Source organism: Nesterenkonia aethiopica, assembly GCF_039534665.1.
In the GTDB taxonomy this organism is placed as follows: domain Bacteria; phylum Actinomycetota; class Actinomycetes; order Actinomycetales; family Micrococcaceae; genus Nesterenkonia; species Nesterenkonia aethiopica.
Window position 1 is genome coordinate 94,019 of sequence record NZ_BAAAVT010000011.1, and the last position, 13,714, is coordinate 107,732.

11 protein-coding genes are annotated in these 13,714 nt (G+C 71.8%); 4 read left to right on the forward strand and 7 right to left on the reverse strand.

Features of this window, described 5'->3' with window-relative positions; all coding sequences use genetic code 11:
* Positions 1-18 precede the first annotated feature (18 nt).
* Complete coding sequence (gene gabT / locus ABD658_RS09815) at positions 19-1,338, reverse strand: 4-aminobutyrate--2-oxoglutarate transaminase (RefSeq protein WP_311025328.1); 1,320 nt, start codon at positions 1,336-1,338, stop codon at positions 19-21.
* Between the two features lie 132 nt (positions 1,339-1,470).
* Between gabT and ABD658_RS09820 the strand changes: the two genes are divergently transcribed.
* Positions 1,471-2,367: a LysR family transcriptional regulator gene (locus ABD658_RS09820; RefSeq protein ID WP_344680808.1), complete on the forward strand. Its 897-nt coding sequence runs from the start codon at positions 1,471-1,473 to the stop codon at positions 2,365-2,367.
* 18 nt (positions 2,368-2,385) lie between these two features.
* On the opposite strand, the gene ABD658_RS09825 is transcribed toward ABD658_RS09820, so the two are convergent.
* Positions 2,386-3,648 carry an FAD-dependent oxidoreductase gene (locus ABD658_RS09825; protein WP_344680810.1) on the reverse strand — a complete coding sequence of 421 codons (1,263 nt, stop codon included), beginning with the start codon at positions 3,646-3,648 and terminating at the stop codon, positions 2,386-2,388.
* 98 nt (positions 3,649-3,746) lie between these two features.
* Between ABD658_RS09825 and ABD658_RS09830 the strand changes: the two genes are divergently transcribed.
* Together ABD658_RS09830 and ABD658_RS09835 are read left to right on the forward strand one after the other, a co-directional pair.
* Complete coding sequence (locus tag ABD658_RS09830; protein ID WP_344680811.1) at positions 3,747-4,982, forward strand: NRAMP family divalent metal transporter; 1,236 nt, start codon at positions 3,747-3,749, stop codon at positions 4,980-4,982.
* Positions 4,983-5,037: 55 nt separating this feature from the next.
* Positions 5,038-5,826, forward strand: a complete 789-nt coding sequence (locus ABD658_RS09835) for a putative hydro-lyase (RefSeq protein ID WP_344680813.1) — start codon at positions 5,038-5,040, stop codon at positions 5,824-5,826.
* 92 nt (positions 5,827-5,918) lie between these two features.
* On the opposite strand, the gene ABD658_RS09840 is transcribed toward ABD658_RS09835, so the two are convergent.
* The 5 genes from ABD658_RS09840 to ABD658_RS09860 all read right to left on the reverse strand — a co-directional run bounded on the left by ABD658_RS09840 (position 5,919) and on the right by ABD658_RS09860 (position 11,969).
* The gene (locus tag ABD658_RS09840) at positions 5,919-6,785 is read right to left on the reverse strand and encodes an urea carboxylase-associated family protein (protein WP_344680815.1); all 867 of its coding nucleotides are present in this window, start codon (positions 6,783-6,785) and stop codon (positions 5,919-5,921) included.
* Between the two features lie 48 nt (positions 6,786-6,833).
* Complete coding sequence (locus ABD658_RS09845) at positions 6,834-7,523, reverse strand: GntR family transcriptional regulator (protein ID WP_070158653.1); 690 nt, start codon at positions 7,521-7,523, stop codon at positions 6,834-6,836.
* A 137-nt stretch (positions 7,524-7,660) separates the two neighbouring features.
* Positions 7,661-9,451 carry an acetyl/propionyl/methylcrotonyl-CoA carboxylase subunit alpha gene (locus tag ABD658_RS09850; RefSeq protein WP_344680821.1) on the reverse strand — a complete coding sequence of 597 codons (1,791 nt, stop codon included), beginning with the start codon at positions 9,449-9,451 and terminating at the stop codon, positions 7,661-7,663.
* Positions 9,448-11,193, reverse strand: a complete 1,746-nt coding sequence (locus ABD658_RS09855) for a 5-oxoprolinase subunit B/C family protein (RefSeq protein ID WP_344680823.1) — start codon at positions 11,191-11,193, stop codon at positions 9,448-9,450. The genes ABD658_RS09850 and ABD658_RS09855 overlap by 4 nt, the downstream gene beginning before the upstream one ends.
* A complete protein-coding gene (locus ABD658_RS09860; protein ID WP_070159029.1) occupies positions 11,190-11,969 on the reverse strand; it encodes a LamB/YcsF family protein in 780 nt (259 codons plus the stop codon). The genes ABD658_RS09855 and ABD658_RS09860 overlap by 4 nt, the downstream gene beginning before the upstream one ends.
* Before the next feature lie 253 nt (positions 11,970-12,222).
* Here ABD658_RS09860 and ABD658_RS09865 point away from each other — a divergent pair, with 253 nt between their 5' ends.
* Complete coding sequence (locus tag ABD658_RS09865) at positions 12,223-13,707, forward strand: MFS transporter (RefSeq protein ID WP_344680826.1); 1,485 nt, start codon at positions 12,223-12,225, stop codon at positions 13,705-13,707.
* The last annotated feature ends 7 nt before the right edge of the window (positions 13,708-13,714 follow it).

Here is a 13,714-nt window from a genome sequence, read left to right on the forward strand (position 1 = left end):
GTGGGGCCGACGGTCAGCTCAGGCGGCGGCCAGCGCGTCGAGGATGATGTCCAGGCCCTCGGTGAGCAGGTCCTCGCCGATGGTCAGCGGGGGCAGCAGGCGGATGACGTTGCCGTAGGTGCCGCAGGTCAGGGTGATGACGCCGGCCGCGCGGGCTGCGGCCGCCACGGCGCCGGTCAGGGCGGCGTCGGGGGCCCCGGTCTCCGGGTCCACCAGCTCGACGGCGAGCATCGCCCCGCGGCCGCGGACCTCGCCGATGCGCGGGTCCTGCTGCTGGGCCTCACGCAGCCGACCGGCGGCGATCTCCTCGATGCGCCGTGCCTTGGCCGTCAGGTCTTCGGCCTCGATGGTCTCGATGGCGCCCAGGGCGGCCGCGCAGGCCACCGGGTTGCCGCCGTAGGTGCCGCCCAGCCCGCCGGGGTGTGCGGCGTCCATGATCTCGGCGCGGCCGGTGACCGCCGACAGCGGCAGGCCGCCGGCGATGCCCTTGGCGGTGGTGATGATGTCCGGGGAGATGCCCTCGTCCTCGCAGGCGAACCACTGGCCGGTGCGGGCGAAGCCGGTCTGGATCTCATCAGCGATGAACACGATGCCGTTCGCGCGGCACCAGTCCACGATCGCCGGCAGGAAGCCCGGGGCCGGAGCGATGAAACCGCCTTCGCCCTGGATCGGCTCGATGATGACGGCGGCGAGGTTCTCCGCGCCCACCTGCTTCTCCAGCTGGTCGATGGCCCGCTCGGCGGCGGCCGCGCCGTCGAGCCCGTCGCGCAGCGGGTAGGAGCCGGCCGCCCGGTAGACCTCCGGGGCGAAGGGCCCGAAGCTGTGCTTATAGGGCATGTTCTTGGCCGTGAGGGCCATGGTCAGGGTGGTGCGGCCGTGGTAGGCGTGGTCGAAGGCGGCCACCGCCTGGCGGCCGGTGTAGGCGCGGGCGACCTTGACGGCGTTCTCCACGGCCTCGGCGCCGGAGTTGAAGAGGGCGGTGCGGACCTCGCCGTCGACGGGGGTCAGCTCGGCGAGCTTCTCGGCCACGCGCACGTACCCCTCGTAGGGGGTGACCATGAAGCAGGTGTGGGTGAACTGGGCGACCTGCTCCTGGACGCCGGCGACCACGCGCTCGGCGGAGGCCCCGACGTTGGTCACCGCGATGCCGGAGCCGAGGTCGATCAGGCGGTTGCCGTCCACGTCCTCGATGATGCCGCCGTCGGCGCGCACGGCGAAGGTGGGCATCACGGAGGCCACGCCTGCCGGCACGGCGGCGCGCTGACGCTCCAGCAGCTCGCTGGCCCGGGGGCCGGGGATCTCCGTGGCCAGGTGGCGGGACTGGGGCAGTGCGGTCATGGGTCCTCCTTGAGGGACGGGCCGGCTCCGATGTCGGCGCGGCCGGGGGCGATGGTTCTCCTGAAGTGATCGTCCCCTATCCAGGTCATGCCGTCTAATGCCTGTCATTGATGCCGGGTATGCTTTCCAGGCATGGACTCCCGTCTGCTCCGCTATTTCGTGGCCGTCGCCGAAGAAGGCGGCGTCTCCGCAGCCGCCGACGCCCTGCACATCACCCAGCCCGCCCTCTCCCGGCAGATCCGCGGACTGGAGGCTGACCTGGGCCTCACCCTCTTCGACCGCGGCGAAGGACGCCTGCGGCTGACCCCCGAAGGCCGTGAGTTCCTGGAGACCGCCCGCACGGTGCTGCAGGCGCACGCCCATGCCCGGGACTTCGCGGACCGGCTGGCCTCCGGGGAGCTGCGCAAGGTCTCTCTGGCCTCGCCGCGGACCACGCTCATCGACGTCGTCGCCCCCTTCGTGGCGACCTTCACCCACCAGGATCCGGTGCCCTCGGTGGTGGAGATCGGCGGCGATGAGCGCCCCCACCGCCTGGTGGCCGACCATGACCTGGTCATCGCCCCCCAGTCCCCCGGCGACGACGTCGCCTCCCGGCTCATCGCCCAGCTGCCGGTGTGGGCCTATGTACCCGCCGACCATCGCTGGGCAGATCGCGGAGAGATCCCGCTGGAGGAGCTGGTGGAGGAGCAGCTGGTGGTCACCGCCGCCGACTTCAAGGCCCGCCGCCTGCTCGACGCCGCCCTGGACCTGGCCGACCTCACCCCGCGCAGCCTGCTGGAAGTCCGTCACGGCCGCGTCGCCCAGGCGCTGGCCGCGGCCGGCCGCGGCGCCGCCGTCGTCACCGACGACCCCCATTTCTCCCTGGTGCCGCTGCGTATCCTCACCGACGGCGGAGAGGGCCGACGCCCGTTGCACATCCGGCTGCACGCCTCGTGGCGGCGGGGCCATCATGCGGCCGAGGCGCTGGAAGGGCTGGTGGCACGGCTCCGGGACTTCAGCGCCCGGCGCTACGGGCCGACGGTGGACTGACGACGTCGGCGACGCTTCTCAGCGCCGCGCCCATGCCGGGGCGTGTTCGGGGCGCACCCCCACGCCGATCGCCCAGGGCATCAGCCCGCTGAGCTGGGGAACCCTGCGCATCAGTCGTGCCACAGGCACAGGCACCTCCGGCGGGGCGTCCGCGGCGAACATGGCCTCCAGCTGCCGGTGGATCTGGGACTGCAACGCCTGAGTGAGACGCGTCGGCGGCATGCGTCGGCGCTGCACGGCGGCGACGTCCGCATCGGTGATGACACCCCGGCGCAGCGGCCCGGCCAGCAGCGTCGCCGCCGCGACCCCGTCCTGCACAGCGAGGTTGACCCCCACTCCCCCGGCCGGGGACATCGCATGGGCGGCGTCGCCGAGGCACAGCATCCCGCGCCGCCACCACCGGGTGAGCCGGTCCATGCGCACGTCGAGAAGCTTCACGTCCTCCAGCTCAAGCCGCCTGGCCGCCTCCGCACAGTCAGGCACGGCGGACGCGACCTCCTCGCGCAGAGCCTCCACCCCGCGGGCGCGCAGTCGGGCGTCTGCGCCCTTCGGGATGAGCATGGCCGCCTGGACGTAGCCCCCGCGCGGGATGGGCAGGATCGGATACGCACTGGTGAAGCTGGGCAGTATCGTCTCGGCCATGCCGAGACGGCTGCTCGACTCCAGCCGGAACCACCAGACGTCCAGCGGCACCGAGAAGGAGACCGCCGGGAGTCCGGCCTCCTCACGCACCCGTGAGGTCCTGCCGTCGGCGGCCAGCGTCAGCAGGGCGGGGATCTGCTCATCTCCGGCCGGACCACGCACCGTCACGCCGGTGACCTGGGCGGCGCCGTCGTCGTCGTGCTGTGATCCCCCAGCCGCCGCGCCGTCCCAGAGCAGCCCCGTGACCTCGGTGCCCAGGCGCAGCTCGAAGCTCGGCTCCTCGGCGGCAGCCTCGGCCAGCAGGTCCAGGAAGTCCCACTGCGGGGCCATGGCGATGTAGGGAAAGGGATGGCGCAGGCGGGAGAAGTCCACCATGGTGACGCGGCCGCCGTCGGCGGCAGGAAGCCGGGCCGCTTGGACGCGCTGGTGCGGCACGCTCGCCTGGAAGCGTGGCATGAGCCCCAGCTCGTCCAGGAGCAGCAGAGTGCTAGGGTGGATGGTGTCGCCCCGGAAGTCACGCAGGAAGTCCTCGTGCTTCTCCAGCACGACGACGTCGACTCCGCTGCGGGCGAGCAGCAGCCCGGCGATCATCCCGGCCGGCCCGCCTCCGGCGATGACGCAGCTGCGTGTCTCTGACATGCGGCCATCCTCGGCCGGGCGGCATCCGCCGGCAAGGGTTGCCGGACCGGGCGGGGGCCGTGCCGTCCACCCCCTGCCCCCACCCGGAGAGCGAGCTCATGGCTGAGACCACCGCCGAGACCTCGGCAGCCGCCGCCAAGCGTCGGCGCACCCGACGCACAGCCCTGCTGGGCGCCATGTTCCTCATGGCCACCAGCGCCGTCGGCCCCGGATTCATCACCCAGACGGCGACCTTCACCCACCAGCTGGGCGCCGCCTTCGCCTTCGCCATCCTGGTCTCGGTGCTGATCGACATCGCCGTGCAGCTCAACGTGTGGCGCGTCATCGGCGTCTCCGGGCTCTACGCCCAGCACCTGGGCAACAGGATCCTCCCCGGCGTGGGTTGGGCCCTGGCCGTGCTGATCTTCTTCGGCGGCGTCGTGTTCAACATCGGCAACATCGCCGGAGCCGGCATGGGGCTCAACGCGCTGGCCGGGCTGGACGCCCGCATCGGCGGCGCCCTCTCCGTGGCCATCGCCCTGCTGATCTTCCTCTCCAAGCGCGCCGGCATCGCCCTGGACCGCGTCGTCGTCGCCTGCGGGGCGCTGCTGATCCTGCTGATGATCTACATGTCCATCACCACCGCTCCCCCGGTGGGCGAGGCGCTGAAGCAGACCGTCCTGCCCGAACAGGTGGACTTCTTCGTCATCACCACCCTGGTGGGCGGGACCGTCGGCGGGTACATCACCTATGCGGGGGCCCACCGGCTCATCGCCTCCGGCAACACCGGACCCGAGAACGTCCGCGCGATCACCCGCACCTCCGTGATGGGCATCGTGGTGGCCAGCATCATCCGCTTCCTGCTGTTCCTGGCCATCCTCGGCGTCGTCACCACCGGAGTGAGCCTGGCCGAGGACAACGTGGCCGCCGAGGCGTTCGGCGCCGCGCTGGGAGAGATCGGACTGCGGGTCTTCGGCCTGGTGTTCTGGGTCGCCGCGATCACCTCGATCCTCGGCGCCACCTTCACCACGGTCTCCTTCCTGACGACGCCGAAGACCTCGGAGCGGACCAAGAACCTGTACTTCGCCGGCTTCCTGGTGCTGACCTGCTCGGTGTTCCTCGCCCTCGGCCAGGCGCCGCAGACCCTGCTGATCATGGCCGGCGCGTTCAACGGCGTCGTGCTCCCGCTGGGCTTCACCGTGGTGCTCTACGCGGCGTGGCGCCGTCGAGACCTGCTGCAGGGGTACCGCTACCCCACATGGCTGCTGATCATCGGCGTGCTGGCCTGGCTGCTGACCCTCTACATGGGGGCGAACTCCCTGACCGGCCTGGCCGATCTGTGGATGACCGGCTGAACCTGGCGGTGGCCGAATGCCCCTGCACAACCTCTGCCCTGAGCGAAGGAGACCCGTGACCGCCGCACCCGAGACGCTCACACCCGTCCAGGCCCGTCAGGCCTTCCGTGGCGGGCTGCGCGTGCCCACCAGCGGATTCTCGCCCGGCTTCGCACAGGCCAATGTGCTCGCGCTGCCGCGTGAGCTGGCCTTCGACATGCTGCTCTTCGCCCAGCGGAACCCGAAGTCCTGCCCCGTGCTGGGCGTGCTGGAGCCGGGGCAGGTGTCCTCCGCCCTGCTCGCCGCAGGAGACATCCGCACCGATGTGCCGGCCTATCGGGTCTACCGCGACGGCGCGCTGGTGGCGGAGCCTGACGACGTCGTCGAGCAGTGGCGCGAGGACCTGGTGACCTTCCTGCTCGGCTGCAGCTTCACCTTCGAGGCCCCGCTGCGCGCCGCCGGGATCCCGGTCCGCCACATGGACCTCGGGGTGAACGTGCCCATGTTCCGCACCTCTCGGCGCTGCGAGCCCGCCGGGGCGCTGTCCGGGCCGCTGGTGGTCTCCATGCGTCCGGTCCCAGCCGAGCGGGTGGCCGACGCGGTGCGCATCACCTCCCGCTATCCGGGAGTCCACGGCGCCCCGGTGCACGTGGGCGACCCCGCCGCCCTGGGGATTGCGAACCTGGCGGAGCCGGACTTCGGCGACGCCGTCGACGTCCCGGACGGGTGGATCCCCGTGTTCTGGGCCTGCGGGGTGACCCCTCAGGCCGCCGTCATGGAGTCGAAGCCCGAGCTGGCCATCAGCCACGCTCCGGGATACATGCTCATCACCGACCTGCCCGACGCCGAGCTTCAGGTGCCCTGAGCGGACACCCCTGCGTTGGCCCCGGGGCTGTGGTCGGAAAGCACGCACTGAAGCGAGGTTCAGCGACCACCGCTCCGGAGTCAACCGTGACGTCAGCGCAGCCCGTGGAGCCCATGCAGCCCGTCCGCACCGCGGTAGGCGGCACGGGCCGGGGGCTCCCAACCGGCGAGCGCGTCGTCGTCGACGGCGAAGACCTGCACACCCAGCGGATGGCAGTGCTCCAGCTGCTCCTGCGTGGACGCCGCCTCCGGGCCCCACATGTGCACGGAGAGGTCTCCACCCGGGCAGGTGGACAGCGCGCAGAGCAGATCCACCTCGGCGAAGAACTCGAAGACGTCTCCCGGTCGGGCGGGGCAGGCGTCCATGAAGTAGCGGTGCTCGTGGTTCAGCCCGGCCAGCTGGAAGACGTTGAGCACATCGTGGACGTCGTACTCCGTGAGCCCGTAGGGCAGCACCGCCCGGGTGAGGTTGGAGTGGCAGTGCCGGTCGAAGTCCTCCCCGGTGAGCATCCGGTTCACATACGGGTCACAGCGGGTGCCCAGCAGGTCATGGATCACCGCGGCGTCCGGGTGGTCGGCCAGAGTGTCGGTGACGACGGTCGCCAACGGCCGAAGATGCGGCAGTGTGGACCAGAACCGGTCATAGGTGGTCATCGAGGATCGCTGCAGCTGCCGCGTGCGTGCGGCCCAGAACCGTTCCCGCGGGTCATGCCGGTTCCACAGGTTCAGGTCCCCCACCTGCGGCCCGTCCACCTGATGGAGCCGCACCACATGCCCCGCCGGGACCTCCCAGGCGACTCCGGAGCGCACGGGGATCTCGAACTCCTGGACCAGGCGCCGCTCGGCCGCGGCGATCCGGTCATAGAGATCCCGGTCGACGTCGAGCGCGCCACCGGGCGGGGACCTGTAGGCGGCGTCACGGGTGTAGACGCGTGGTGACGGCTCCTCTGGGGCAGACATGAGGCCTCCTGTGGCGATCGTATGCTCCTGGGCTGCTCCACTCCGGAGTCAGCCCATGGTCTCCAGCAGCTGCTGTTCGGCCGCGTCGAAGTAGTCGGCCAGGTAGGCTTCGGCAGCGGCCCGGTCTCCGTGGCGCAGCAGCTCCGTGAGCCGGGCGTTGCGCTCCACGTAGAACGTATGGAAGGTCGGCTCGTCGCGCATCGTGTGGAAGACCAGGCGCATGCGGGCCAGGATCTGCTCCATGAAGGTGCTCAACTGGTCGCTGCCCACTTGCGCGATGATCAGCCGGTGGAACTGCTGGTTGGCCTGCGCGACGGCGGGCAGGTCGTCGGCGGCGACGGCGGTCCGGGCCGCGGCGATGATCGACTCCAGCGCTTCCACCGCGTGCGGATCGAAGACCCCCTGCCGCACCGCGCCGATCTCGACCACCCGCCGGACCCGGTAGGTCTCCCGGATGTCCTCCACCGTGGGCGAGTGGACGAAGACTCCACGGTTGGGCCGCCGTTCCACCAGCCCTTCGGCGGCGAGCGTCTGGAAGGCGGTGCGCAGGGTGTGCCGGGAGACGCCGAGCAGCTCGGTGGTGCGGACCTCAGGCACCTTCGTGCCGGGAAGAATCCCGCCGGAGGCGATCAGCCGACGCAGGATGTCCGCCACCCGGTCCGGCACATGGGCGTGATCGCCCAGGCCCCGGCGCACCGCCTCGTCGGCGAGCAGCTCCTCCAAGGCCGCGTCACTCATGGGCCGCCTCCTGCCTGTGCTGACATCCCGGACCTCCTGCTGTGCGCCGTGCATGACACCAACCTATCGGTCTGTGCACACTGAGGGCCCTCAGGATCATGTTGGGCACGAGGCAGGCCGTCCTCCGGGAATGACCGTCAGCCCAGCCGCGCCAGCACCTGCCCCGCCGTCAGGGAGGCTCCGGCGTCCAGCTCCTCACGGCGCAGCGTGCCGGCCCGCGGGGCGCGCACCGTGGACTCCATCTTCATGGCCTCCACGACGGCGACGGCGGCACCCTCCTCCACGTCCGCCCCGTCCTCGGCCGCCCAGCTGACCAGGGTGCCGGCCACCGGGGAGGTGATCGCGCCGTCGTCGGCATTCCCACCCGAGGAGCTGTCCGAATCCGCGGCTCCCGACGCGGTGCCGCCGGCGGAGCTGAACAAGCCCAGCAGGGCGGCGGGAAGCCCCAGGCTGACCGCACGGCCGTCGATCTCCACGGTGGCCCGGCGCATGCCCTGCTCCCGGTGCCGCACGGCGGCTGCCAGGTGCTCGGATTCGGCCAGCTCGGCCTCGAACTCGGTCTCGATCCACCGGGTGTGCACCCGGAAGCTCTCGGCACCGTCGGCGGCGAGGAAGTCATCCGCCTCCAGCACTGCCCGGTGGAACGGCAGCACGGTGGGCAGGCCTTCGATCCGCATTTCGGCCAACGCGGTCCCGGCCCGACGCAGCGCGGTCGCGCGGTCTGGCCCAGTCACGATGAGCTTGGCGATCAGGGAGTCAAAGGCCCCGGGGACCTCGTCACCGCTGCGGACCCCGGTGTCCAGGCGGATGCCCGGCCCGGTGGGCGGCTGCAGCAGCTCCACGAGCCCGGGAGTGGGCAGGAAACCGTGGGCAGGCTCCTCGGCGTTGAGGCGGAACTCGATCGCATGACCCCCGGAGGGCACCCCGGTCTCGCGCAGCACCGTGGCGGCGTCGCGGGCCGCGGCGCTCAGCGGCTCCCCGGCGGCGATGCGGAGCTGCTCGGCCACCAGGTCCACTCCGGAGGTCTCCTCGGTGACCGGGTGCTCCACCTGCAGGCGGGTGTTGACCTCCAGGAAGCTGAGCACCCCGTCCGGACTGAGCAGGTACTCCACGGTGCCGGCGCCCATATAGCCGGCGGCCGCGCAGATCGCTCCGGCGGAGTCGATCACCGCGAGCCGATGCTCGGCGGACAGGAACGGCGCGGGGGCCTCCTCCACCAGCTTCTGGTTCCGGCGCTGCAGGGAGCAGTCGCGGATCCCGACGACGGCGACCTCCCCCTGCGCATCGGCCACCACCTGGGCCTCCACATGACGTGGGCGGTCCAGGAACCGCTCCACGAAGCACTCCCCGCGGCCGAAGGCCCCTTCAGCCTCGCGGACCGCGGAGGCGTAGGCGTCGTCGATCTCCTCGGTGGCCCGCACCACGCGCATGCCGCGCCCGCCGCCGCCGTGGGCGGCCTTGATGACCACGGGCAGGCCGTGCTCGGCGGCGAAGGCGCGCACCTCGGCGGCACCCTCGACGGGGCCGTCCGTGCCGGGGGCCAGCGGCGCCCCCACGGACACCGCGAGCTCCCGGGCCGCGACCTTGTCGCCGAGCTGCTCGATGGTCTCCGGAGCGGGACCGACCCAGATCATGCCGGCCTGCTCGACGGCGCGGGCGAAGTCGGCGTTCTCGGAGAGGAACCCGTACCCGGGGTGCACCGCCTGAGCTCCGGTCTCGGCCGCGGCGGCGAGGATCTTGTCCTGATGCAGATAGGTCTCGGCCGCGGTGGTGCCCTGGAGGGCGACGGCGACGTCGGCCAGCTCCACGTGCAGGGCGGCGGCGTCCTGATCGGCATAGACGGCCACAGTGCGGTGGCCGAGCTCGGCGGCGGCGCGGATGATGCGGACGGCGATCTCTCCGCGGTTGGCGATGAGCAGGGTGGTCATGCAGGATCCTCGCAGGTGAAGGGCGTCCGGTGGGCAGGGCTGGAGTCAGCGGGTGCGGTGCCGGTGAGTGCGGCATCGGCAGGTTCGAGGCTCAGGGAGTCCACGGCGCGCAGGGCGACGACGTCGCCCGGGGCCAGCTGGGCGGCGGCCGGCAGGTCCTCGTCGATGACGACGCCGATCACCGGGTAGCCGCCGGTCACCGGGTGGTCGTTGAGGAAGAGCACAGGCAGCCCGGCCGGAGGCATCTGCAGAGAGCCGCGCGGCACGCCCTCGCTGGGCAGCTCGCCGTCGCGCACTCGCTCCAGCGGTCGGGGCTTCACGCCCTCCTCCGCGCCTTCCTCACCGCTGTCCTCCCCGCCGCCCTCCGTGGCGGCGGGCAGGCCGAGCCGGATGCCGATGCGGTTCGACTCCGGAGTGACCCTCCAGCGCTGGGACTGCAGCCGATGGATCTCCTCCTCGGCGAACCAGTCGTCCCGAGGCCCGCGGGTGAAGCGCAGGGGGATCGCGCCGTCTGGCTCAGCCTCCGGCAGCGTGGTGGGCTCGGGCTCTCCCACCGGGGCGACGACGGCGTCGGCGACCCCCAACCGATCCCCGGCCTGCAGGGGCGCGGGGCCCAGGCCGGACATCGTATCCGCCGAGGCGCTGCCCAGCACGGGTTCGGCGGCGAACCCACCGCGGACGGCGACCACGGCGCGCAGCCCCCGGCGCGGGGTGCCCAGGTGGACGGTGTCACCGGTGGTGAGCAGGAAGGGCTCCCGCATCCCGGGGGTGCGGGTCCCGCCGTCGGCGTCGGTGACGCTCACCGCCACCTCCGCCCCGGCCACGGCGAGCACCAGGCTCTGTGCGGCGCGCAGCCGCAGCCCGCCGTGCAGCACCTCCAGCACCGGCGCCTCGGCGGCGCTGCCGACCAGCCGGTTCGCCTGTCGCATGGCGGACTCGTCGGCCGCTCCGGCACGGGAGACCCCGAGGTCGCTCAGCCCGTCACGACCCAGGTCCTGGATCAAGGTCTGCAGGCCCGGGTCGAGGACCTCGAGGACGACCTCCGGGGCCTCGGCGGAGGCCGGTCCAGCCGCCGGGGCGGGGGTCCTCACCCGGGCGGCGTCCCGAACGGCTCGGTGCCGCACGACGTCGCCGGGGCGCACCAGCGCCGGGGATTCGCCCTGCTCCTCCCGGTCCAGGTCCCACATGCGGGCCGGGGTGCGGCCGATCAGCTGCCATCCGCCGGGCGAGACCCGCGGGTAGACCGCGGAGAACTCTCCCGCGAGCGCCACCGATCCGGCGGGCACGGCCGTGCGGGGCGTGTCCCGGCGCGGCACCTCCAGGGCACTGGTGGGATCCACCGGCACGCAGTAGGTGAAGCCGGGGGCGAATCCGCCGAAGGCGCCGGTGAACTCAGTGCCGGTGTGCCAGGCGATGAGCGCGTCCACGCTCATGCCCACCCGGCCGGCCACCTCGGCGAGGTCCTCGCCGTCGTAGACGACCTCGAGCTCCACCACCTGGGAGTCCTCGGCGGAGAAGGCGGCGACGGCGAGGCCGCCCAGCGCGTCCCGGGCCTCGCGCGTGGCCCCGGGCGCGTCGAAGCGCAGCAGCAGAGTGCGGGCGGCGGCGACGGCCTCTCGTTGCCCGGGCAGCGGGTGACGGCTCAGATGCTGATGGTGGGCCAGGACGTCGTCGAGGCCGTCGAACTCCAGCAGCAGGGCTCGCGGCCCGGCGTCGCGGACGCCGAGGATCGGCGCCGTCATGCCACGAAGCTGCGGATCTCGACGCCGCCGTCCTCCAGCGCGGCTCGGACCGCCTGGGCCATCTCCACGGCGCCGGTGGTGTCGCCGTGGACGCAGATCGACTCGGCCTCGGCGGGGATGCGAGTGCCGTCGCGGGCGATGATCTCCCGGTCCTGGGCCAGGCGCAGCATGTTCTCCACCACCTGGCTGGTGTCATGCAGGACGGCGTCGGGCTCGCGGCGCGAGACGAGGGTGCCGTCGGGATTGTAGTTCCGGTCCGCGAAGGCCTCGGCCACGCCGCGCAGTCCCGCGTCGGCGGCGTGCTGCAGGGCCACCGATCCCGGCAGCAGGAGCACAGGAAGCTCCGGGTCATAGGAGGCGATGGTGTCGATGACGGCCCGCGAGTGGGTCTCGTGACCGATCATCGCATGGTAGAGGGCTCCGTGGGGCTTCACGTAGCGGATGCGGGCACCGGCGGCGCCGGCCATGGCCTGCAGGGCACCGAGCTGGTAGCGCACGTCGGCGGCGAGCTCGTCGTAGGAGCATTCCAGGTGCCTGCGCCCGAAGCCGGCGAGGTCGCGGTAGCCGATGTGGGCGCCGACGGCGACGTCGTTCTCGGCGGCGATGCGGGCGGTGGCCTGGATGGTCAGGGGATCTCCGGCGTGGAAGCCGCAGGCGATGTTGGCGCTGGAGACGGTCTGCAGGATGGCGCCGTCGTCGCCGATGCGCCAGTTGCCGAAGGACTCTCCGACGTCGGAGTTCAGGTCGATGCGCGGTGCGCCGGTGGTGACTGCCATGGGTGCTCCTCCCCTGCCCGTCTGCTGCGGGCTGCTGATGTCCTGCTGGTTTGCCGCTGGTGAGCACTCGGGCCGATCCGTCGGGAATGTCGCCGAGATCACGTGCGTGATCTCCAGCATGCCGCAGAACTGCGGATTGTTCAACAATCCTGCGATGCTGACAGGAAGCTGGGCGTCACCCGGAGGGGCGCTCCCCTTCCGAGCGCCCCGGACAGACCCGACGACGAGGATCACTTTGTTGCGTCATGGAATAATGCATTCCGTACCGCATGACCGCCGGACGCCACGGGCCCACACAGCGGCCCCACCCGACGTCCCGAGACGATCACGAGGAGCCACCACGGAGCGCAGGACACCCCAGCAGCCTGATCCCGCCGAGGAGCCCCAGGCCGACGACCGCCAGATCGACCACCGCCAGATCGACGACACTCAGCCGGACGCGAACCAGCCGGACGCGACTCAGCCGGATGCGAGCGCAAAGGGCGACGACGCCGCCGTCTCCGGCACTCAGACCGACGACGCGCCGCCGCCGAGCATGGAGCGGCCGCGGCTGTTCACCAAGGACTTCCTGCTGGCGATCGTCATCAACGTCATCTTCGCGCTGGTGTTCTACATGCTGGTCACCGGCATGGCCGTCTTCGCGGTGGAGGAGTTCCGCAGCGGTCAGACCGCCGCCGGGTTCGCAGCCTCCGCGTTCGTCATCGGTGCACTGGTCTCCCGGTTCGCGGCCGGCAAGTACGTGGAGTTCCTGGGCCGCCGCCGCACCATGATCATCTGCCTGGCCGTCTATGTGCTCGCCGGGCTGGCCTACCTGTGGGTGGACAGCTACGAGGCGCTGATCGCTCTGCGCGTGGTCCACGGCGTCGCCTTCGGCTTCGGACAGACCGCCCTCAATGCCGCGGTGTTCTCCCTGATCCCCGCCTCACGGCGCGGAGAGGGCGCCGGCTACTACATGCTGGCTGTGGCCCTCCCGCCGGCGATCGGCCCCATGCTGACCCTGCAGCTGACCCAGCACCTGGGGTTCTGGGCCATGTTCGTCAGCACCTCCGTGGTCTCGGTGATCGGTCTGGTCGCCGCGCTGCTGATCCGCATGCCGGAGGCCGAGCATGTGCCCGACCGCTGGCGGGATCGGCTGCGGCTGCGCCCGGCGGACATCATCGAGCCCCGCGCCTTCGCCCTGGCGGCGATCGCCATGCTGCTGGGCTTCGGCTTCGCCTCCATCATGACCTTCCTCAACGGCTTCGCCCGCAGCGAGGGCATGGTCACCGCCGCGTCCCTGTTCTTCGTCATCTACGCGGCCGCCGTCCTGGTCACCCGACTCTTCGCCGGCAGGATCCAGGACCGGTACGGGGACAACGTGGTGGTCTACCCGACCATCGTGCTCTACGCGGTCTCCCTGGGACTGCTGGCGTGGTCGCCGAACCAGGCGGTGATCATGGTCGCCGGAGTGCTCGCCGGCCTCGGCTTCGGCGCCCTGCTGCCGGCCTTCCAGGCCACGATCGCCTCCATGCTGCCCACCACCCGCACCAGCATCGGCATCTCCACGTTCTTCATCCTGCTCGACACCGGCTTCGGGCTCTCCCCGCTCGTGCTGGGGCCGCTGGTGGAGTTCGGCAGCTACCGGATCATGTTCGCCGCCTGCGCTGTCCTGGTGACCTCCACGCTGGTCCTCTACTGGCTGCTGCACGGCCGATTCAGCGTCAAGCAGGGCGTGAGTCGCAGGCCTCGGCGGCCCTGAGCCGGCC